Below are 19,424 nucleotides of genomic sequence, written 5' to 3' on the forward strand. Positions count from 1 at the left end.
CGTGTCTGCAGCGGAAAATCCGCGGCCGGGGATTTCAAGCCCCCTGAATACATATAGCCAGTTATGAGTCAAACGCTCGAAACCATGGAGCCGAATCCAGTGTGGGTCGAAGACGCCTACACCGACACTGTCGACGTTCTCACACGCTACGCTGACGAGTTCGAGTACAAAATCTGGGGCGGCGACTGGTGCAAGGACTGCCGGGCCCAGCTCCCCGACTTCGGGGCGGCCCTGAAAGCCGCCAATATTCCGGACGCCCAGATTCACCACTACCCCGTGGAGAAGGAAGACGACGGCTCGAAGACCGGACCACAGGTCGAGGAGTACGACATCGAACTCATCCCGACGGTCGTCGTCGAGCACGACGGGGAAGAGATCGCCCGGTTCGTCGAAGAAGAGCCGGTCCCTATCGCCGTGTCTCTCGCTGACCAGATCGAAGACGCGATGGCGTGAGGCTACTCCCCGTCGTCGGTCGCTGCACCCCATTCTAACGCCGTACCGAGGTCGTGTTTCGGCGGCGAACAGGCGAAGTTCCGGCAGGCGTACACCGTCGGCTCGTCGTCGACCTGCTCGCGGCCGGCCCAGATCGGCGGTGACTCGTCCAGTTCGAGCGTGTCGAGCCACTGCTCGAAGTCGGTATCGTCGGCCGGTCGGTGGGCGAGCAGGCGGCGCGGGACGTACCGCCCGGCGAGGGTCTCCGTCCACTCGCTCGGGTAGTCCGACTGGTCGCCGACCAGCGTCAGTTCCAGCGCGCCCTGCTCGTAGGTGTCCGTCGCCAGCGTGAGCGAGGCGTGCTGGAGCGGGTTCGAGGAGACGCGGTCGGCGTGGGTGCGGATGACCCGCTCTGCGACCGTCTCGAAGCGGTCATCGTCGCTGAAATGGGACAGCGACAGCAGGAGGTCGACGGCGACGCCGGTGCTGGAGGGCGTCGACTGGTCGGTCAGTTCCTGGGGTCGCGCGACCAGCGATTCGCCGCCGGTCGGCGTGAAAAAGAGCGTGCCCTCGTCGTCGTCCCAGAACGCCTCCGTGATGGCCTGGCCGAGGTTCATCGCGAACGCGAGATGTTCCACGTCGCCGGTCGCCTCGAACAGCGTCAGCGCGCCGCGGCCGAGGAACGCGTAGTCCTCCAGGTAGCCGTCGATGGCCACGTCGCCGTCCTTGTACCGGCGGTTGAGCCGGTTTTCGTCTTCGTCCCAGAGGTGTTCCCGGACGAACGAGAGGGCGTCGGCGGCCACGTCGGCGTAGGCGTCATCGAGGACAATCGCGCCCTCGGCGAGCGCCCGAATCATCAGACCGTTCCAGCCGGCCAGGATCTTCTCGTCGCGGGCCGGCCGCGGCCGCTCTTTGCGGGCCTCGAACGTCTCGTTCAGGGCCCGCTGGAGGCTCGCCGTGATGTCGTCCTCGCTTCGCTCGTACTCCTCGGCCAGCACCGGAACCGGCTTCCGGACGGCAAGCACTGTCGCGCCCTCGAAGTTACCTCGCTCGGTGACGCCGAAGTAGTCACAGAAAATCTCGGCGTCCGTCTCGTCCTCGACGGCGTCGTGGACCTGCTCGGGCGTCCAGACGTAGAACAGCCCCTCCTCAGTTTCACCGCCGGGGTCGTCTCGCGGGCTGTCCCCGCTCGACTGTTCCGAGTCGCCCTGCGAATCGCTATGTGGCGCACTCTCGGCATCCAGCGTGCTGAAAAAGCCCCCGTCGGGGTGCTGGAGTTCGCGCTGGACGAACTCGAAGGTCTCCCGGACGACCGAGGCGTACCGCTCAGAACCGACGGCCTGATAGCCGGCGAGGAACGCCCGCGGAATCTCGGCGTTGTCGTACAGCATCTTCTCGAAGTGGGGGACGGCCCACTGCTGGTCCGTCGCGTAGCGGTGGAAGCCGCCGCCGACGTGGTCGTACAGCCCTCGGTCGGCCATCACGTCCAGCGTCTCCTCGACGACGTTCAGGTAGTCCTCCTGGCCGCCGTCACTGTGTGCTCGCAACAGCGCGTGCAGCCGGCCGTTCTGGGGGAACTTCGGCCCGCCGGAGCCCCAACCCCCGTCCTGTCGGTCCGCGCCGCGGTGGGCGATGGTTCCGGCGGTCTGGACGATATCTTCGGCGGGGTCCGCCGGGTCGGCCGGCGTCGCTTCGAGGTCGCTCTCGATGGCCTCGGTCCACTGCTGGGCGCGGTTCTCCATCTCCTCGCGCTGTTCGGGGTCCGACCAAGAGTCAGCGAGCCGCTGGAGCAAGTCGCCGAACCCGGGTTGGCCGCGCTTCTCCTCCGGCGGGAAGTACGTCCCGACGTAGAACGGCTCGCCCTCCGGCGTGAGCCAGGCCGACAGCGGCCAGCCACCGCCGCCGGTCACCTGCTGGCAGATGCTCATGTACACCGAATCGAGGTCCGGGCGTTCCTCGCGGTCGACCTTTATCGGGACGAAGTGCTCGTTGAGTTGCTCGGCGATGGCCTCGTTCTCGAAGCTCTCCTCCTCCATGACGTGACACCAGTGACACGCCGCGTAGCCGATAGAGAGGAAGATGGGTACGTCCCGTTCCTTGGCGGCCTCCAGGGCTGTCTCGTCCCAGGGCTGCCAGTTGACGGGGTTGTCCGCGTGCTGGCGGAGATACGGGCTTTCCGCCTCGTCGAGGCGATTTCGGGCTGTGGGGTCCGTGGCATCGCTCATACCTCTGGCTGGGAGCGCCGCGGTGAAAAGGAACGCGACGCCGGCAGCGACGCCTCACTCGCTAGCCAGTCGGATTCCACGTGCGATGACGTATATGAGGACGACACCAGCCCCGACGGCGATGATAAAATCACCGAGCAGGGCCAGTAATGCACCCAGTGCAGAGTTCTCCGCGCCGAAGAACGCGAGGGCATAGAGAGGGAGGCTCCCAGCGACGAACACGCCGATGAGTTTCCCGAGCGGAACGGCCTCCGAGATCATCTGGGCTGTGTTTATGCCTCCTGTGGCGGGGTCGATGAAGGGGCGGGACGAGGGCATGCACCTGTGCGTCACGAGGTCGGGCAAAGTAGCTCCCGGTCTCGGTCCGGCGGACCGTACGCGGTAGCGCTTCCGATATCGAAACGACCGTCGCAGTCAGCGAAAACCGGCGAAAAGACAATACTTACGTGAGAGCCCATCCGGCCTTCGGGTATGTCAGAGACAGTGCTGCTCGTGGGTGGCGGCGGCCGGGAACACGCGATTGCGCGCTCGCTCGCGGACTCGCCGGGGGAACTGTACGCCTGTGCCGGCAACCGGAACCCGGGCATCGTCGCCCTCGCCGACGGCTTCGAGGCACTCGACACGACCAACCCGAAGGCCGTGACGACCTACGCCCGGGAGGTCGACGCCACGCTGGCGGTCATCGGACCCGAGGCGGCACTCGCCGCTGGGGTCGCCGACGCGCTGGACGACGCCGGCATCTACACCTTCGGACCACAGGAGCAGGAGGCCCGCATCGAGACGGACAAGGCGTTCCAGCGGCGGTTCATGCGCGAACACGACATCCCCGGCTGTCCGGACTTCGAGACGTTCGAGGACATGGACGCCGCCTGCGAATACATCGACGAGTACGACGGCGACCTCGCGGTCAAGCCCGCCGGTCTCACCGGCGGCAAGGGCGTCCGGGTCATCGGCGATCAGTGTACCGCCGAGGAGGCCAAGGAGTACCTCCGGCGCTCCGACTACGACCGCGTCGTCCTCGAGGAGCGCCTCGTCGGCGAGGAGTTCACGGTTCAGGCGTTCGTCGCCAACGGCCAACTGCGCGTCACGCCGGCGGTGCAGGACCACAAGCGCGCCTACGAGGGCGACGAGGGGCCGAACACCGGCGGGATGGGGAGCTACTCCGACGCCAGCCTCCACCTGCCGTTCATGGACGAGGACGACTACATGGACGCCGTCGACGTGCTCCGGGCGACCGTCGACGCGCTCGACGGCTACAAGGGCGTCCTCTACGGGCAGTTCATGCTCACCGAGACCGGGCCGCGGGTCGTGGAGTTCAACGCCCGCTTCGGCGACCCCGAGGCCATGAACACGCTGCCGGTACTCAACACGGACTTCCTCAACGTACTGACCGCCGCCCGAGACGACGAACCCCTGCCACAGCTCTCGTTCCGTCCGATGGCGACGGTCTGCAAGTACGCCGTCCCGGACGGCTACCCGACCGATCCCGACGCCGGAGCGAAGGTGACCATTGACGACGACGTCATCGCAGAAGTCGTTCGGGATCACCGTGACCAGTCCGGCGACGACGCGGAGACGGCCCCGGAGGCGCTGCTGTACTACGCCAGCGTCGACGACCGCGAGGACGGCATCTACACGACCACGTCCCGCTCCTACGCCGTCGTCGGCCTGGCCGACACAATCGGGGATGCGGAGGCCATCGCCGAGGCGTCGCTCCAGCGGGCCGGCACCGAAGGGCTGCGCGTTCGCCACGATATCGGCAAATCGGACCTCGTCCAGCAGCGGATCGACCACATGAACGACATCCGCGGCGGCGCGGACTGAGCGCGTGGTGGCAGCGTCAGCGGCCACGCGATGGCGACTCTCCGGGCGGTGAGCCCCGATGGCGCTGACCACTGTCGGCGTGCGGTCGTCGCTGAGCGTTCTCGGTTCGATTTTGCGGTGGTTGGCCGTTCCGCTGGCGATTCCTGTTCTGGTCGCCGTCATCTACGGGGAGTCACCGGTCCCGTATCTGGCCACGATAGCGATTACGCTGGGCGTCGGCACGGCGCTCGCTCGCCTCCAGCGCGACCGCATCGACGACCGCGGGGCGTTTCTGATTGTTTCGCTGACGTGGCTGTCCATCGCTGTCGTCGGCGCGATACCCCTGTACATCGAGGGCACGGGCGTGTTCACCAGCCCGATCAACGCCGTGTTCGAGGGGATGAGCGGCATCACCACCACGGGTGCGACGGTTATCCGGGACTTCGATGCCCACTCACAGGCGCTGCTGATGTGGCGGCAGGTCCTCCAGTGGCTCGGCGGGCTCGGTGTCCTCTTGCTTGCGACGGCCGTACTCTCGCGGCTCTCGGTCGCCGGCGCACAGCTCATGGAGACCGAGACGCGGACGGAAAACGTCACGAAGCTCACCCCCGGTATCGGGGACACCGCGCGCATCCTCGGCCTGCTGTATCTGGGTCTGACAGCCGCTGCAGCGGCGATTCTGTTTGTCATGGGAGCGAGCGGGCTCGCGCCGGAGATGACCCTTTTCGACGCAATCGCCCATGCCTTCACGGCTATCGCGACGGCCGGCTTCTCCCCGCGGGCCGAGAGCATCGGCGCGTTCTCGCCGGCCGTCCAGTGGGCGGTGACGCTGTTCATGATCGTCGGCGCGACGAACTTCGTCCTGCTGTACGCACTGATCCGGGGCGATACCGACCGACTGCGCGACAGCGAGGAGTTCCACTTCTACCTGGGAATTCTCGGGGTCGGCACCCTGCTCATCGGAAGCCTGCTCGTGCTCGACCAGGGATTCACTGGCGGTGTCGGGACGACAGTTCGCCACGCCGTCTTCCAGACCGCCGCCATCGTCACGACGACGGGCTACGCCTCGACGGATTTCAACACCTGGTCGGCTGGCGCGAAGAACGTCCTCTTCGTGATGATGTTCATCGGCGGGATGGCCGGGAGCACCACCTGCTCTGTCAAGACGCTGCGCTGGCTCATCGTGACCAAGTCGTTCTGGCGGGACCTGAACGTCGCGGCTTACCGCGGGAGCGTCCGGCCGGTCCGACTGGGTTCGGATATCGTCGACGAGGAGACTGTCCGTGACGTGTACGCCTACACGCTGGTCGCGCTGGTGTTCTTCATACTCGGGACCGTCCTGCTCGTGGCCGATGGCGAGCGAGCGGGCGCACCGATAACCGAGTTCGAGGCGCTCAGCGCCGCCGCATCGATGTTCTTCAACATCGGGCCGGCCTTCGGCCAGGCCGGCCCCTTCGGGACCTACGAGGGCTTCGCCCGGTCGAGCAAGGTGCTGATGATACTCCTGATGTGGGTCGGCCGCATCGAAATCGTTCCCGTGCTGGTGTTGTTGACGCCGACCTTCTGGACGCGGTGACCGCCGGCGAGCCGACGGGTTTGATTACCGCGGCCCCGTACACGACGGACGTGAGTGGTCCACGACACGACGGCCTGACCCAGCACCCGACGCCCGGCCCGCACAACTCCCTGTTCCCGTGGCCGGAAGCCAAACACCCGCTCCGGGTGATGGTTAACTACGTCGTCATTCTCGTCTGTCGCATTTCGCCGAGCCTCCGGCTGAAGAACTGGCTGCTGTCCCGGCTCGGCGTCACCGTCGGCGACGGCGTCGCCTGGGGCCTGGAGTCGACGCCAGACGTGTTCTGGCCGGAACTCATCACCGTCGAGGACCACGCCATCATCGGCTACGACGCGACGCTGCTGTGTCACGAGTTCCTGCAGGACGAGTACCGCACCGGCGAGGTCGTCGTCGGGGAGCGGGCGATGATCGGCGCGGGCGCAATCGTCCTTCCCGGCGTCGAAATCGGCGCGGGCGCACAGGTCGCCGCGAACTCGCTCGTGGCTGACGACGTGCCGCCAGAGACGACCGTCGCCGGCGTCCCGGCCGAACCGTTCGGCTCGGACGAAGCGGCGACCGAAGGGACGTAACTCCGCTTAGCTTCGGATACGGACGATACCCGCGTTGAATACGCGCTTGTTCGGGATGATGTACTCCTCGCCGTCGCTCTCGATACGCGTCACGAGTATATCCACCTCCTGAACGATACCGCTCTGATCGCCGATGACGACCTCGTCCCCGATACTGTAGGGTTCTGTCAGAAGGAGGTAGATGCCGGCGGCGGCCGCCTGCAGGATGTCTTTCAGCGCGAGGCCACAGATGAACACCAGCCCGAACGCGTATGCTCCGAGGAGAATGAGCAGAGCAAGGGTCTCAACGCCCAGTTGCCCGAGCGCGATGAGCACTGCCAGATAGAAGATGCTGTACTTGACGAGTTCGGGGAGGACCGTCGCCTCGGGCATTTTGACGCTGCGCAGTCGCTCGGAGACGACGAGCTTGGCCTTATCGCCCGCGATGAGGCCGATGATGACGGCGAACAGGGCGATAAACAGGTCGGGCAGGAACGAGGTGAAGCGAGCCCAGTACAGCTCCGGGTCAGTCAGTTGTGCGATGTTGAGGACGGCGGTGACCGTCGTGATGTAGATAAACAGCGCCGCAAGGTTCGAGACGATGCCGACGGTCGATGTTCCGAGTCCCCTCGCCGTTCGTTCGAATGGTGTGCCCTCTACTGCCTCGGGCACACCGAGTTCGCGCATGAACCGCCGGGACGAGCGCCAGACGAGGTAGCCGAGAACGATGCCCACAGCCAGTACCACGAGCGAAAAGACGAACGTCCCCTGTGGCGAGAACACTCGCCGGATGACCGTCGCCCAGTCGAAACCAAACTGCATCCTCAGTACTCCTCGGGATCGATTTCGAGGACCAACTCCCCGCCTTTGAACGCCCGTACGAGCCCATCGCTTTCCGAGAGAACGATAGCCGTCGCCATGGTGTCACGGGTGATTGCGCCGGCTGCCATGTGCCGAGCGCCGAGCCCCTTGGGGATGTCGACCCCCTCCGCGGAGGGTTCGAGGTACCGGTACGCGGAGACGATCTTCCCGGCGTCGGAGATGACGAACGCGCCGTCGAGCCGCGAGAACTCCTTGAGCATCACGTTCACGATAGGGTCGCCCACGTGGACGTGGGATTTCTCGAAGGGATTGTACGACAGCGGCCGGGACTTGTTCATCACCTTGCCGGCGTCGCCGACGACGAACAGGGCGCCGACGGGCTTGCCTTTCTGGCCTTTCTTCCCCAGTTCGATGGCGACCTCGAAGACGTCGCGGACGACGCTCGCGTCCGCCCTGGAGTTGACGAACATGTCGTACACGCCGGAGGGGGAGAAGTCGTTGGTCTGGACCCGAACGAGCGTGTTCTCGGCTCCGTCCAGCACCTCGGTCACGCAGAGCACCTCGTCGCCCTCGTCGACGATGCCTTGCTCCAGCGCGCCCTCGATCCCGAAGCGGAGGCGGCCTTCGAGGTCGGTGAAATCAATCGGTAGTTCGACGAACGGTTCCGCATCGAGGGTGTTCTCCGGGCCGACGACGACAATCTCCTCGTCGACTTCGTCGAACTCCTCGAAAAACGACGCGTTCGGGGAAAACAGGAACACGGCGTCGACGTCTGCGACCAGGTCTCCGAGCAGGTCGCGCAACTCGTTCATTAACAGAACGACGCTGTCAGCCGAAAAAAAGGTTGCGGGCAGTCAGCCACACGTCCGACGGCGGGCCGCCGCGTCAGATATCCTTCGAAGGCACTGCCAGCAGACGGTCGAACGCGCCGCTCTCCCCGTGACAGTGACAGTACGTGCCGACGGTGTTGTATTCCGTGAGGCCGTCGTGGTCGCCGTCGATGCCGTCGCCGCGGACCATGTCGAAGGCAAACGACGCGTCGCTGCCGAGGGTCGCAGCGGAGTAGTGGAACTCGTGTCCGCGCCGGTGCTCCCCGGACGCGGCCGCAACCGTGTCCGACTGCGCCTCTAGCTCCACGTGGTCGAGCGCCTGATACCGGTCCTGCATCTCGATTTCTGCCGGAAGGACTCCGGCCATCTCGTAGGTGTCCCCGTCGGTCGTCGTCAGCGACTCCGACAGCGCCATCAGGCCGCCACACTCGCCGTAGACCGGGACGCCGTCGGCGGCACGACGGGCTATCTCGTCGAGTGTGCCGCCGGTTTCGAGCGACTCTCCGTGGAGTTCCGGATAGCCGCCGGGCAGATATACCGCGTCGGCGTTGGGCACCGGATCACCGGCAACCGGCGAGAACGGCTCGACGGCCGCCTCGGACCGGAGCCGTTCGAGCACCGAGGGGTAGGTGAAACAGAAGGCGCCGTCCTGCGCGACAGCGATTCGGTGGTCGGCCGCCACGCCGTCGCTGTCGTTTCCCTGAGGCGCGACTTCCGGCGGCTCCCGCGCCACGTCGACCATCCGTTCGACATCGATAGTCTCCGCCGCCATCGAGAGCGCGTCACGGTTGAGCCCGGCCTCCGAGCCCATGTGCAGCCCGAGATGGCGGTCGGGGATCTCCAGGTCCGACATCGGCGGAATCCGGCCGAAGTAGGTGAGGTCCTCGGGGAGGGCATCCTTGATGCCGTCGGCGTGTCGGCCGCCATGGGCGCGCTGTGCGAGGATGCCGGCCACATCGATGTCGACACCGATGCGGTCGGCGTACTGCGCGAACCCGAGCGCTGTCGCGGCGACGCTCTCCATGCCGGCCTTTGCGTCCACCACCAGAACGACCGGGAGGTCAAGCCCCTCGGCGACCGCTGCCGTCGATGTCTTGCTCCCGTCGTAGAGGCCCATTACACCCTCCACGACGCAGATATCGCCCGCGCCGCGCCAGTAGGTCCGGCGCATTCCGTCCTCGCCTGCCAGCCAGGGGTCGAGCGTCCGCGAGGGCGTGTCGACGAGCGCCTCGTGGTGGCTCGGGTCGATGAAATCCGGGCCAGCCTTGGCCGGTTGGGGCTGATATCCGGCGTTTTCGAGCGCTGTCAGGGTCGCCAGCGTGGCAACGGTCTTGCCGACGCCGGAGCTCGTGCCGGCGAGGACGACCCCCTCCATTGTCACGGCCCCTCCTCGGCCGTCGCTGTGGGCTCGTCGCCGATCAGGTCGTCGTAGATGGTCGCGAAGCGGTCCCGAACCTCTGCCATCGGGATGCCGGCGCGGTCGGCGAGCGCTAGCGCACCGCCCATGCCGACCCCCTCCTTGGCCTCGCCGGCGACGAACCGCTCCATCGCGACATGGTCGCTCCGGTCGAAGCCGGGGTCTGTCACCGTCAGGTCGAGGTCGAGTCGGTCAGCCGACGCCCGCACGTCGGCACTCTCGTCGTCGGCCACGTAGCTCGTCGTCGCCAGTCCGAGCGGTCCCTCGTAGCCGCCATGGCGGACCAGTGCAGCGACAGCGACGCACTGACTGCCGCCGGCAAGCGTTACGGCGGTGTCGCTCTCGACGGCCCCCGCTGTGAGTCCGGCGAGCGTTGCCAGGACGGGGTCGCCCATCCGGCGGACCGCTCGCTTCGGTTCGTTTGCGGCGTCGCCCGGTGACAACGAACTGGCCTGGAGTCCCTCGGCGACCAGTTCCGCCTTCCGTTCTGTGGGGTTCTCCGGAAGCGACGAGGAGACCATCCCGTCCTCGCCCAGCGCACGAAGGACACCGAGCGCCGTCGTCGTCCCGCCGGGAATGCTCTCGCCCAGATACAGTTCGTCGGCCGGGAGCGCGTGGCCGAGTTGTCGGGCGGCCGCGAACGCCCCGTGGGCCGTCGACACCGGGTCCTGCTCCGCGATGTCTTTTCCCGGATGTGCGCCGACGGAGACTGTTGGGGCCCCCGTTTTCTCGGCCAGGCCGCCGTCGACGACTGTGACGTCAAATCCCAGTACGTCCCGGACGGCTCGTGTCACCAGCGCCGGCGTCGGACAGCCGCTTGGACTGACCGGTGTCACGTCCGTTCGAACTGGCGTGCCGTAGGTCACTAACTCCGCGTCGGCCGCGGGCGTTACCGACATTAGTTCGGGATCGGCTCCGGCGGCGCTGATCCCCGCCCGACCCGCGGTCTCCGTGGTTCCTGCGACGAGTGCGAAGCGTGTTCTGCCACCGGATGAGGTCATTGTGCTTGTATTACCACAAGTTGACTTTAATATCTTGGTGCCAGGGCGGCGTATGATTTATGCCGCACGCCCGCGGTTCCCCGAACATGGACGATTTCGACGAACTCCTCTCGTCGTTGACGCCACGCGAGGACAACGAGGCTATCGCTTCCTATCAGAACACGACGGCCGTGGCCTGTCCGTCCTGCGAGGAACCGTTCGACGATATGGTCGTCTGCAAGCAGGAGTTCACCTCACTCAATCTCGATTTCGAGATGGACCTCTGTACGACGATCAACGACGGGAACGTCGTGCTGTTTACCCACAAGTAACTGGCCGGAACTGGGACACGTCGCCGTTGTTTCTCCGATTGCTCTCTGCGCCAGTAGCGTGGAATCCGCTGCTGGTGCTCTACCGAAAAATCAAATATGATAATCGCAGCGGTGATTTTTTATGTAGCTCCCCCCGTTTGTTCTGATAGGCACCGTACTGGTGCCGCACCACCCCCACCCCCCACCCCCCACATTCCTTACCTTTCCACTTCCTGTGAGGCGTCGGCTCCCACATCGACGCCTTTCACTGCCGCATCACCCACAGTCAAATCCAATTCCCGGAGTTACCGGGGGTCCGGGGCAGCGAACCGTCAGACACGTCCGACTGGTGTGTCACCACTGAAACCAACTGCAATCGCTATCAGCGAAACGCAAAAAATGGAAGGGGCGGGAGTCGAACCACGCGGAGCCCTTTGCGGGGTAACCACCAACCGATTCTGGCATGTTGGTCGGTAGCGCTCTACCACTGAGCCACCCTTCCAAGCTATCAGTAATACGTTCCTGACAACCAAGTAAGTGATGATTCCGGGTGTTTCCGCAGTCAACGCTGCCGACATTCGAATGCCGTTGAGTCGGTTGCTCATCCGGTATCTCACCAGTGGCAACGCCCAGAGCGGGAGCGGTATCCGCCTCTGCAGCTTTTCCTTTCGGATTCACAACAACTTATTTCGGACTGGCCGGCGACAACTGCGGACGTGAGCTACACGAAAGTCAACTACACCGACGTCGAACCGGTCGCCGATGCGATGCACTTCCTCCGGGACCCCCTGGACTGTGAGCAGGTCGGCGTCACTGTGCTGGACTGTGACGCCGGCTGGACCGGTAAACCGCACGACCACGCCGACGAGGGTCACGAGGAGGTGTACGTCCTCGTCGAGGGAACAGCGACTGTCGAGGTTGACGGCGAAGACGTGGCCCTCGCTGCGGGGGATGCGATCAGGCTCCTGCCGGAGGCGGAGCGAACGATTCACAACGGCGATACCGAGAGTACGTTCGTCCTCGTCGGCGCACCCTGATACGCGCAGAAACAGAGACGGCAGGCGGTGTGCAGGTCGTCAGTACGACCGGACCTTCGGTTCGTAGGTCTCTTCGTCGCCTTCGAGGATGACCGGCTTGTAGTACAGCTCCGGCTGTCCTTCGTTCCAGGCCAGCATCGTGTGCTTGATCCACTCGTCGTCCTTGCGCTCTTGGTGCTCCGCGCGCCAGTGTGCGCCGCGGAACTCCTCGCGTGCGAGCGCGCCCAGCGTGATAGCCTCGGCCACGTCGAGGATGTTACGGGTCTCGATGGTGTGGATGAGGTCCGTGTTGTAGGTCCGGGATGGATCTTCGACGGCGACGTTCTCGTACTCCTTGCGCGCCGCCCGGAGGTCCCGAAGGGCCTTCTTCAGGCCGTCTTCTTTGCGGAACACGTTGACGTTCTCGGTCATCGTCTCTTGGACGTCCGCGCGGACTTCGGCGTGGTTGATGCCGTCGGACTCGATGAGGTCCTCGACGCGCTGGCGTTCCTGCTCGACGGTACTTTCGAGGACTGCCTTCGGCTCGACGGCCGCCCCGTCAGCGGCAACGTCGTCGCTGCTGGCATCGATTGCGCCGGGTTCGACCGGCGGCTCCACGTCGCCGGGCTCGCTCTTGGCGGAGGGGCCGGTCTGGATTTCGGCGGTCTTCATGTCCTTCCCGGCGGCGTGGTGGCCGGCGCGGGCCCCGAACACGAGCAGTTCCGGCAGGGCGTTGCCCCCGAGCCGGTTCGCACCGTGCAGCGAGACACACGCGGTCTCGCCGGCCGCGTAGAGGCCGTCGATGCACGTCTCGCCGTTCTCGTCGCACTCGATGCCGCCCATGGCGTAGTGCTGGCCGGGCTTGACCGGCATCGGTTCGTCGAGGCCGTCGACGCCCTCGAAGTCCTCCGCGAGGTGGAGGATGTTCTCGAGCCGGTCGAGAATGCGCTCCTCTCCGAGGTGGCGCATGTCGAGGTCGACGTACTCGTCCTCGACGCCGCGGCCCTCGTTGACTTCAGTCAGTTCGGCACGGGCGACCACGTCGCGGGAGGCCAGTTCCCCCTCGTTGTTTGCGTAGCCGTGCTCGAACATGAACCGCTCCTCGTCGTCGTTGTAGAGGATGCCACCCTCACCACGGACCCCCTCGGAGATGAGGACGCCTGTCGATGGTAGCGTGGTCGGGTGGAACTGGATCATCTCCATGTCCTCCATGGGGACGCCGGCGCGGTAGGCCATCGCACAGCCGTCGCCGGTGTTGGCGACGGCGTTCGTGGTGTGGTCGAAGGCCTGCCCCAGGCCGCCGGTCGCGAGAATCACGCCGTTGTTGGCCCGGAAGCCCTGAATCTCGCCGGACTTGATGTCGTAGGCGACACAGCCGTGACAGACGCGGTCCTCGGGGTCGTCGTGGTCGGTGACCGCCAGCTGGGTCACGTACCACTCGTCGTACACCTCGATGCCGCGCTTGACCGCCTGCTCGTACATCGTATGCAGCAGGTGGTGGCCGGTTTCGGCACCCGCGTACGTCGTCCGCGGATAGGAGAGACCGCCGAAGGGACGCTGGGAGACGCGGCCGTCGTCCTCGCGGGAGAAGGGCATCCCCCAGTGTTCGAGCTGGATGACCTCTTCCGGGGCGTCCTTGGCGAAGGTGTCGATGGCAGGGGCGTCGCCGAGGTAGTCAGACCCTTTCATCGTGTCGTAGGCGTGGAGGTCCCAGGAGTCCCCTTCCTGGAGTGCGGCGTTGATTCCCCCCTCCGCGGCACCTGTGTGGCTCCGAACCGGATGGAGCTTGGTCACGAGGGCCACATCTGCACCCTCTTCGTCCGCTGCAATAGCCGCCCTGAGGCCAGCGCCACCCGCGCCGACCACGATGACATCGTGTTCGTACATTGTGAGAGTGTCTCTTGGCGTGGTTTCGGCTTAGGATTAGCCAAACTTAAGCCTCCCTGTTGCGCTACCGCGGGCGACGCCACTGGTGGACTGCATCCCGTTCCTGCCATCGAGAAGTATTGTTAGGGAGAAAGTATTTTTGTCCTATCCGATGGAATTATATCACGTGCTGTGAATACTTAGGAAGCAACTACTGATACCAGACACTGCAGACGGTATCCCTACGGGCGACGACCCGTCTCAAATCTGATGCCAGACCAGTATCTCACGTCAACTGATGACTTCGAAGCGGTGCTAGCCGAAGCACCCTCAGTACTGACAGTTACTGACAAAGATTTATCAATACAGTTCGTCAGCCCGGTTGTCGAACGGGTGCTGGAGTACGACGTGGATTCGCTCGTCGGGACGAACTGGCTGGACCTCGTTCACCCAGAGGATGCGGACCGTGTCCTCGCCACGCTCACGGGCGAACGAGAGGAAAACGGGACCGAGTACCGGTTCCGTCACGCGGACGGCGACTGGGTCTGGCTCGAAACCATAGTCTCCACGGACACCGAGACGGACTGTGACTGCCGGGTGTTCACGTCCCGCGAGGTCAGCGACCGGCCGCGCTTCGAGGCCCGGTTCCGACAGTTCGTCAAACACACCTCCGACGTGCTCACCGTATTCGACGAGCAAGGCAACGTCGAGTACATCAGTCCGTCCGTCGAACGCGTCCTCGGCTACGATCAGGACGAAATGCAGGACTCCGACCTCTTCGAGTACGTCCATCCGGACGATCTCTCGAACGCGCTTGAGGAGTTCGGTCGGATGATAGACGAACCGGAGTACATCGCCGTCATCGAACACCGGTACCGTCACGCCGATGGCAACTGGATCTGGGCGGAGTCCCGCGGCCAGCAGGTCGAGAGCGGCCCGCTGGAAGACCACGTCGTCGTGACGACCCGCGATATCTCCGAGCAGAAACAGCGCGAGCAGGAACTCAGGCGACAGAACCAGCGCCTCGAACGGTTCTCTGACGCGATTAGTCACGACCTACGGAACCCACTGGATGTCCTCGACGGCTCGCTCGAACTCGCGCGTGAGACGGGCGACGAGGCGCACTTCGAGCGTGCCGAGCGGAGCATCGACCGGATGTACACGCTTATCGACGACCTGCTCATGCTCGCCAAACAGGGTGTCGACCCGGAGGAGATCGAAACAGTCGACCTCGGATCCCTCTCACAGCGGGCCTGGTCGATGGTCGACACAGAGGACGCGACGCTGGAAACCGACGCCGACGACACCATCAAAGCCGACGAAGGTGCATTGCTAGAACTGCTGGAAAACCTCTTCCGGAACGCTATCGAACACGGTGGCGACGACGTGACCGTCACTGTCGGGACGGAGTCGTGGGGGTTCTACGTCAAGGACGACGGGGCGGGCTTCCATGACGACACTGCGGACCTGTTCAAACCCGGCTACTCGACGGCCGATGAGGGAACCGGGTTCGGGCTCTGCATCGTCGAACAGATCGTCGATGCACACAACTGGGAGGTAATCGCGACTGACAGCGAGAGCGGCGGTGCGCGGTTCGAGTTCATCTGTCGCGATAGCTGAGTGCGCTTTTGCGTTCGACGGCTGTGGTCGCCGCCCAAACTCATTTCACCCGGTTCGCTGTAGCTATACGGAACATGAAACTCTGCATCTTCGGCGCTGGCGGTATCGGCGGCTATCTCGGCGCACGACTCGCTGACGCGGGCCACGAAGTCCACCTCATCGCCCGGGGAGCGCACCTGGCCGCGTTACAATCCGATGGACTCCGGGTCGAGAGCATCCACGGCGATACGGCCGTCGACCTCCCCGCGACCGACGATCCGGCCGAGATCGGCCCCTGCGATGCCGTTCTGCTCTGCGTGAAAGCGAACGATACGCGTGCGGCCGCCGCGGACATGGCCCCGCTGCTCCGCGATGGAACCGCCGTCGTCTCCTTCCAGAACGGCGTCGACAACGAGGCGTGGCTGGCGGAGTCGATAGCCGAGTCCCACGTCGTCGGCGGCGTGACCTACATCTTCTCGACCATCAAGGAGCCCGGCGTCGTCGAACACACCGGCGGGCCGGCCCGGTTCGTCTACGGCGAACTCGACGGCCAGCGAACGAAGCGAATCGAGACGCTGGACGACGCGCTCTCGGCGAGTGAGGGCGTCGACGCGGTGTTCGCCGACGACATCCGCGTCGAACTCTGGCGGAAGTTCGCCTTCATCTGCGCCCAGGCGGGGATGACGGCGACGACCAGGCGGCCGGTCGGCGATGTCCGGGAAAACGAGGCGTCCTGGGAGATGTACCGCCGGCTCATCGAGGAAGTGTGTGCTGTCGGCCGGGCGGAGGGCGTCGACCTACCCGACGATACGGTTTCGGAGTGGCTCGACTTCGCCGCGGACCTCGACCCGGGGATGTACTCCTCGCTCCACTACGACCTGACTCACGACAAGCCCATGGAACTGGACGCACTCAACGGCTCAGTGGTCCGCCACGCCGACGACGTTGGCGTCGAGGCCCCGATGAACGAGGCCGTGACCGCAATTCTGTCGCCGTGGGCCGACGGGGGCGGTTGACTGGGCGAGTGGGCCGCCGGTTTGATTCCCACTCGCTGTGAGGACCTGGCGTATATTACGGTCGCTGTGGCTATACGACTCGAATCACATTCACTGTCACTGTCGGACTCTGAACGCGAACCGGAAAACTAGCCAGTCGAACCGCGTTACCAGAACTTCAGGTTGTTCTTGACCGCTTCCCGCTTCAGTTCTTGGATGTGCTCGGTCAGCGGGATGTCCTTCGGACACACTTCGGTACAGGAGAACTGGGTCTGGCAGCGCCAAACGCCGTGTTCTTGTTCGATAATGCGAAGGCGTTCCTGCTTGCGGTCCTCGCCCTCGCGATTGTCCATCGCAAACCGGTAGGCCTTGTTGATGGCGGCGGGGCCGAGGTACTCGTTGTCGCCGGCGGCGATGTTACACGAGGACATGCACGCGCCACACCAGATACACCGCGTGGACATCTTGACCTTCTCGCGGTTCTCCCGGGTCTGGCGCTGCTCTTCGAGTTTGTCGTCCGGGGTCTCGTCGGCGTCGAAGTACGGTTCGACGGCCTCCATCTGGTCGTAGAAGTGCTCCATGTCGACGACGAGGTCCTTCACCACTTCCTGGTGGGGCAGCGGCTCGATTCGGATGGGGTCCTCGAGCTCGGATATCTGCGTCTTACAGCCGAGGCGCTGTCTCCCGTTGACGAACAGCGCGTCCGACCCACAGACGGCCTGCCGACAGGAGTGTCGGAAGGTCAGTGAGGAGTCGTAGTGGTCCCGTGCGTAGATGAGGGCATCGAGGATGGTCATCCCCTTGTGGAACGGGACGCGGAAGTCGTCGAAGCGTGGTTCCTGCTTCCCCTCGATTTCGGGGTCGTAGCGGAACACTTTCAGCGTGATCGTGTCTTCGTCGTCGAGCGTCTCCTCTTCGACTTCCCGCTGGGCCTGCTCCTGTGCCTGTCGTTCGTCTCGCTGTGCGCGCCGACGGTCGCCCGGGGATTCGACCTCGGGCTCTGTCTCTTCGTCGGCTTCCGTCTCGGTTTCCTGTTGTTCGATTTGCGTACTCATAGTTTAGACGAGGGTCGTCATGGCCAGCGACACACGGGTCCCCTGCACGACGAGCAGGAGGCCAGCGATGCCAAGCATGTATTTGACTGCGTTCTTCCGTGAGCCGGTGAGCCCCTGGTTGACCAGCGCGTTGTACACGCCGTTGACGCCGTGGAACGTCGCGGTGACGAGGAACAGCCACATCGTCGCGAAGTAGCTGACCTGGCTCATCCGGGCCTGTGTGCCCAGGAACGTGATGTCCGAGGCGTGGTTCACGAAGTGCAACAGCATGAAGTGGAACGCGAGCACGCCGATGAGGAACACCGCTGTCAGCCGCTGGAACAGCCAGCGACGACCGCCACGGTCAAAGGAGGAGTAGTGCTGCGCCATTAGGCTAGTTTCCCCCCGAGGAAGGTCGGCACGCTTGCGATGACGATCGCGCCCGTCAGTAGGAGCGACGCGTAGAAGCTCTTGTCCTGCGATTCCAGACCCACGCCGAGGTCAACCATCAGCAGCCGAATCCCGTTGAGGATGTGGAAGACTGCGACGGCAAGCAGACCGACTTCGAGGAACCGGACGATCAGCAGCGATTCGAGGCCGCTGAGCGTACTGGTGTAGAGGTCGCTGCCTGCCTGCGCGCTCGCCGGGTCGACGCCGACAGAAGTGCTCAGCACCGCGATGTGGGTGAACAGGTAGCCCACGAGTACCCAGCCGGTGAACTTGTGGAATATCCAGGCCCACATCCCGGCCGTGAACTCCCGCCACCGTCCGAAATCCTCGACGGTGCCGCGATTGTAAGACTGACTCATACACAGGGGGGTTAGTCCGGGGACAGATAGTAGTTTCTACAGCGGACGCGTATCGCCGGAATCCTGCCCGAAGACGTTCGTCAATTGACTACTCCGTCGTTACCAATCGTCGTCGTCCGGCCGCCGGTTCCACTCGATAGCCCGCTGTGTCCGGTCATCGAGGCGGACTAGGTGACAGAGCGGGTTGCCGGGGTACACCAGCGGGTTCTCGAGGATGCCGACCAGCAGGCCGGTAAACGGCGCACGCATCAGCGTGTTCTCCGTCTTGAACGGGTTGGTGATCGTACAGATCACGTCGTCCTCGTACACCAGGTCGCCGCGGTCGTAGTGCATATCCACCAGGCCGCCCGAGTCCGCACGGATCCAGGTCTTCTCGCCCGTGTCGTCGATGACTGTCCGCCAGCCCGGCCACTGGACGGTGTCGGAGTCTCGGAGGCCGAACTCCGCGAGCACCGACCGAACACTCTCCAAGGCCGAGTCGATGAGCGGCCGCTGGAACCGGTGCGCCTCGCCCATCTCTATCGTGATCGTCGGGACGCCCGAATCGCTCAGCTCACGCCGGAGCGATCCCGACGGACCTTCCGAAGAGATGATGACGTTCGAGGCGAAGGCGTTCGCGACCCGCGCAACCTCGGGGTCGTCCATGTCCGCCCGGACGTGGAGCATGTTCGTTCGCCCGCGCGTGGACGTGTGGAAATCGAGGCCCACGTCACACGGGGCCAGGAAGTTCCGGAAAATCTCGTGGGCCATCCGTTTCGCGCTCGTCGATTCGGGGTCGCCCGGGAACGAGCGGTTCAGGTCCCGGTCGTAGATCGGTAGGTACCGCTCTTGAGCGAGGAAGGCCGGGACGTTCAGCACCGGCAGACAGATCAGCGTCCCCGCCAGCCCCTCGTGGTCCCACTCGTGGGCCACCTCCCGAACGACTTCGATGCCGTTGAGTTCGTCGCCGTGTGCCGCTGCGGTGAGAAACACCGTCGGACCGGGCCGCACCCCGTTGACGATGGTAACCGGCATCCGGACGGCGTCCCCCAGGTACGTCTCGCTGACCGTGTAGCGAACGTTGCGGGTCTCTCCCGGCGCAACGATCCCCCCATCGTAGGTGAACGGCTCGACCTCGTCCATGCCATCACAACGAGAGGCGCCGGCTAAAACCCCTCCGGC

The 19,424-nt window shown here is 64.7% G+C and carries 19 protein-coding genes and 1 tRNA gene; 8 read left to right on the plus strand and 12 right to left on the minus strand.

Annotated features, from left to right (window positions below; all coding sequences use genetic code 11):
- Positions 1–63: 63 nt before the first annotated feature.
- Entirely contained in the window at positions 64–453 is a 390-nt protein-coding gene (locus ACOZ4H_RS09255) for a thioredoxin family protein (RefSeq protein WP_424329002.1), read from the plus strand.
- 2 nt (positions 454–455) lie between these two features.
- Here the strand turns inward: ACOZ4H_RS09255 and ACOZ4H_RS09260 are convergent, their stop codons facing one another.
- Together ACOZ4H_RS09260 and ACOZ4H_RS09265 are read right to left on the minus strand one after the other, a co-directional pair.
- Positions 456–2,657, minus strand: a complete 2,202-nt coding sequence (locus ACOZ4H_RS09260; RefSeq protein ID WP_424329003.1) for a thioredoxin domain-containing protein — start codon at positions 2,655–2,657, stop codon at positions 456–458.
- Positions 2,658–2,711: 54 nt separating this feature from the next.
- A complete protein-coding gene (locus tag ACOZ4H_RS09265) occupies positions 2,712–2,975 on the minus strand; it encodes a hypothetical protein (protein WP_424329004.1) in 264 nt (87 codons plus the stop codon).
- Between the two features lie 153 nt (positions 2,976–3,128).
- On the opposite strand from ACOZ4H_RS09265, the gene purD reads away from it, so the two are divergent.
- From purD to ACOZ4H_RS09280, 3 genes are read left to right on the plus strand one after another with little or no spacing between them, the layout of a single operon-like run.
- Entirely contained in the window at positions 3,129–4,481 is a 1,353-nt protein-coding gene (purD, locus tag ACOZ4H_RS09270; protein WP_424329005.1) for a phosphoribosylamine--glycine ligase, read from the plus strand.
- A 58-nt stretch (positions 4,482–4,539) separates the two neighbouring features.
- Positions 4,540–6,036 carry a TrkH family potassium uptake protein gene (locus ACOZ4H_RS09275; RefSeq protein ID WP_424329006.1) on the plus strand — a complete coding sequence of 499 codons (1,497 nt, stop codon included), beginning with the start codon at positions 4,540–4,542 and terminating at the stop codon, positions 6,034–6,036.
- 20 nt (positions 6,037–6,056) lie between these two features.
- The gene (locus tag ACOZ4H_RS09280; protein ID WP_424330356.1) at positions 6,057–6,605 is read left to right on the plus strand and encodes an acyltransferase; all 549 of its coding nucleotides are present in this window, start codon (positions 6,057–6,059) and stop codon (positions 6,603–6,605) included.
- 6 nt (positions 6,606–6,611) lie between these two features.
- On the opposite strand, the gene ACOZ4H_RS09285 is transcribed toward ACOZ4H_RS09280, so the two are convergent.
- The 4 genes from ACOZ4H_RS09285 to ACOZ4H_RS09300 form a co-directional block, all read right to left on the minus strand.
- On the minus strand, positions 6,612–7,406 hold the full coding sequence (locus ACOZ4H_RS09285; RefSeq protein ID WP_424329007.1) for a mechanosensitive ion channel domain-containing protein: 795 nt from the start codon (positions 7,404–7,406) through the stop codon (positions 6,612–6,614).
- A gap of 2 nt (positions 7,407–7,408) precedes the next feature.
- Positions 7,409–8,218: a diadenylate cyclase DacZ gene (gene dacZ / locus ACOZ4H_RS09290; protein ID WP_424329008.1), complete on the minus strand. Its 810-nt coding sequence runs from the start codon at positions 8,216–8,218 to the stop codon at positions 7,409–7,411.
- A 73-nt stretch (positions 8,219–8,291) separates the two neighbouring features.
- Positions 8,292–9,611 (minus strand): cobyrinic acid a,c-diamide synthase, encoded by a 1,320-nt coding sequence (locus ACOZ4H_RS09295; RefSeq protein WP_424329009.1) that lies wholly within the window; start codon positions 9,609–9,611, stop codon positions 8,292–8,294.
- A gap of 2 nt (positions 9,612–9,613) precedes the next feature.
- Positions 9,614–10,654, minus strand: a complete 1,041-nt coding sequence (locus ACOZ4H_RS09300) for a nicotinate-nucleotide--dimethylbenzimidazole phosphoribosyltransferase (protein ID WP_424329010.1) — start codon at positions 10,652–10,654, stop codon at positions 9,614–9,616.
- A gap of 86 nt (positions 10,655–10,740) precedes the next feature.
- On the opposite strand from ACOZ4H_RS09300, the gene ACOZ4H_RS09305 reads away from it, so the two are divergent.
- Positions 10,741–10,965 carry a DUF7385 family protein gene (locus ACOZ4H_RS09305; RefSeq protein WP_004592515.1) on the plus strand — a complete coding sequence of 75 codons (225 nt, stop codon included), beginning with the start codon at positions 10,741–10,743 and terminating at the stop codon, positions 10,963–10,965.
- A 379-nt stretch (positions 10,966–11,344) separates the two neighbouring features.
- Here ACOZ4H_RS09305 and ACOZ4H_RS09310 read toward each other — a convergent pair.
- Positions 11,345–11,446: transfer RNA gene (locus ACOZ4H_RS09310), tRNA-OTHER, on the minus strand.
- A gap of 214 nt (positions 11,447–11,660) precedes the next feature.
- On the opposite strand from ACOZ4H_RS09310, the gene ACOZ4H_RS09315 reads away from it, so the two are divergent.
- Positions 11,661–11,981, plus strand: coding sequence for a cupin domain-containing protein (locus ACOZ4H_RS09315; RefSeq protein WP_424329011.1), 321 nt, complete (start codon positions 11,661–11,663; stop codon positions 11,979–11,981).
- Positions 11,982–12,020: 39 nt separating this feature from the next.
- Here the strand turns inward: ACOZ4H_RS09315 and ACOZ4H_RS09320 are convergent, their stop codons facing one another.
- Positions 12,021–13,847 (minus strand): FAD-binding protein, encoded by a 1,827-nt coding sequence (locus ACOZ4H_RS09320; protein WP_424329012.1) that lies wholly within the window; start codon positions 13,845–13,847, stop codon positions 12,021–12,023.
- Positions 13,848–14,096: 249 nt separating this feature from the next.
- On the opposite strand from ACOZ4H_RS09320, the gene ACOZ4H_RS09325 reads away from it, so the two are divergent.
- Both ACOZ4H_RS09325 and ACOZ4H_RS09330 read left to right on the plus strand, forming a co-directional pair.
- Positions 14,097–15,446, plus strand: a complete 1,350-nt coding sequence (locus ACOZ4H_RS09325; RefSeq protein WP_424329013.1) for a PAS domain S-box protein — start codon at positions 14,097–14,099, stop codon at positions 15,444–15,446.
- A gap of 74 nt (positions 15,447–15,520) precedes the next feature.
- Positions 15,521–16,441, plus strand: a complete 921-nt coding sequence (locus ACOZ4H_RS09330) for a 2-dehydropantoate 2-reductase (RefSeq protein WP_424329014.1) — start codon at positions 15,521–15,523, stop codon at positions 16,439–16,441.
- A gap of 146 nt (positions 16,442–16,587) precedes the next feature.
- Here the strand turns inward: ACOZ4H_RS09330 and ACOZ4H_RS09335 are convergent, their stop codons facing one another.
- The 4 genes from ACOZ4H_RS09335 to ACOZ4H_RS09350 form a co-directional block, all read right to left on the minus strand.
- Positions 16,588–17,475 carry a succinate dehydrogenase/fumarate reductase iron-sulfur subunit gene (locus ACOZ4H_RS09335; protein WP_424329015.1) on the minus strand — a complete coding sequence of 296 codons (888 nt, stop codon included), beginning with the start codon at positions 17,473–17,475 and terminating at the stop codon, positions 16,588–16,590.
- Positions 17,476–17,478: 3 nt separating this feature from the next.
- Complete coding sequence (locus ACOZ4H_RS09340) at positions 17,479–17,844, minus strand: succinate dehydrogenase hydrophobic membrane anchor subunit (protein ID WP_424329016.1); 366 nt, start codon at positions 17,842–17,844, stop codon at positions 17,479–17,481.
- Positions 17,844–18,263, minus strand: a complete 420-nt coding sequence (gene sdhC / locus ACOZ4H_RS09345; RefSeq protein WP_004592522.1) for a succinate dehydrogenase, cytochrome b556 subunit — start codon at positions 18,261–18,263, stop codon at positions 17,844–17,846. The genes ACOZ4H_RS09340 and sdhC overlap by 1 nt, the downstream gene beginning before the upstream one ends.
- A 99-nt stretch (positions 18,264–18,362) precedes the next feature.
- Entirely contained in the window at positions 18,363–19,385 is a 1,023-nt protein-coding gene (locus ACOZ4H_RS09350) for a succinylglutamate desuccinylase/aspartoacylase family protein (RefSeq protein ID WP_424329017.1), read from the minus strand.
- Positions 19,386–19,424: the final 39 nt, after the last annotated feature.

The organism is Haloarcula amylolytica (assembly GCF_049705545.1).
GTDB lineage: Archaea > Halobacteriota > Halobacteria > Halobacteriales > Haloarculaceae > Haloarcula > Haloarcula amylolytica_B.

Bases quoted from the DNA above. Each gene is read 5' to 3' on its own strand.
- ACOZ4H_RS09255 (WP_424329002.1), top strand. From the start codon at position 64: ATGAGTCAAACGCTCGAAACCATGGAGCCGAATCCAGTGTGGGTCGAA.
- ACOZ4H_RS09260 (WP_424329003.1), bottom strand. From the start codon at position 2,657: ATGAGCGATGCCACGGACCCCACAGCCCGAAATCGCCTCGACGAGGCG.
- ACOZ4H_RS09265 (WP_424329004.1), bottom strand. From the start codon at position 2,975: ATGCCCTCGTCCCGCCCCTTCATCGACCCCGCCACAGGAGGCATAAAC.
- purD (WP_424329005.1), top strand. From the start codon at position 3,129: ATGTCAGAGACAGTGCTGCTCGTGGGTGGCGGCGGCCGGGAACACGCG.
- ACOZ4H_RS09275 (WP_424329006.1), top strand. From the start codon at position 4,540: ATGGCGCTGACCACTGTCGGCGTGCGGTCGTCGCTGAGCGTTCTCGGT.
- ACOZ4H_RS09285 (WP_424329007.1), bottom strand. From the start codon at position 7,406: ATGCAGTTTGGTTTCGACTGGGCGACGGTCATCCGGCGAGTGTTCTCG.
- dacZ (WP_424329008.1), bottom strand. From the start codon at position 8,218: ATGAACGAGTTGCGCGACCTGCTCGGAGACCTGGTCGCAGACGTCGAC.
- ACOZ4H_RS09295 (WP_424329009.1), bottom strand. From the start codon at position 9,611: ATGGAGGGGGTCGTCCTCGCCGGCACGAGCTCCGGCGTCGGCAAGACC.
- ACOZ4H_RS09300 (WP_424329010.1), bottom strand. From the start codon at position 10,654: ATGACCTCATCCGGTGGCAGAACACGCTTCGCACTCGTCGCAGGAACC.
- ACOZ4H_RS09305 (WP_004592515.1), top strand. From the start codon at position 10,741: ATGGACGATTTCGACGAACTCCTCTCGTCGTTGACGCCACGCGAGGAC.
- ACOZ4H_RS09320 (WP_424329012.1), bottom strand. From the start codon at position 13,847: ATGTACGAACACGATGTCATCGTGGTCGGCGCGGGTGGCGCTGGCCTC.
- ACOZ4H_RS09325 (WP_424329013.1), top strand. From the start codon at position 14,097: ATGCCAGACCAGTATCTCACGTCAACTGATGACTTCGAAGCGGTGCTA.
- ACOZ4H_RS09330 (WP_424329014.1), top strand. From the start codon at position 15,521: ATGAAACTCTGCATCTTCGGCGCTGGCGGTATCGGCGGCTATCTCGGC.
- ACOZ4H_RS09335 (WP_424329015.1), bottom strand. From the start codon at position 17,475: ATGAGTACGCAAATCGAACAACAGGAAACCGAGACGGAAGCCGACGAA.
- ACOZ4H_RS09340 (WP_424329016.1), bottom strand. From the start codon at position 17,844: ATGGCGCAGCACTACTCCTCCTTTGACCGTGGCGGTCGTCGCTGGCTG.
- sdhC (WP_004592522.1), bottom strand. From the start codon at position 18,263: ATGAGTCAGTCTTACAATCGCGGCACCGTCGAGGATTTCGGACGGTGG.
- ACOZ4H_RS09350 (WP_424329017.1), bottom strand. From the start codon at position 19,385: ATGGACGAGGTCGAGCCGTTCACCTACGATGGGGGGATCGTTGCGCCG.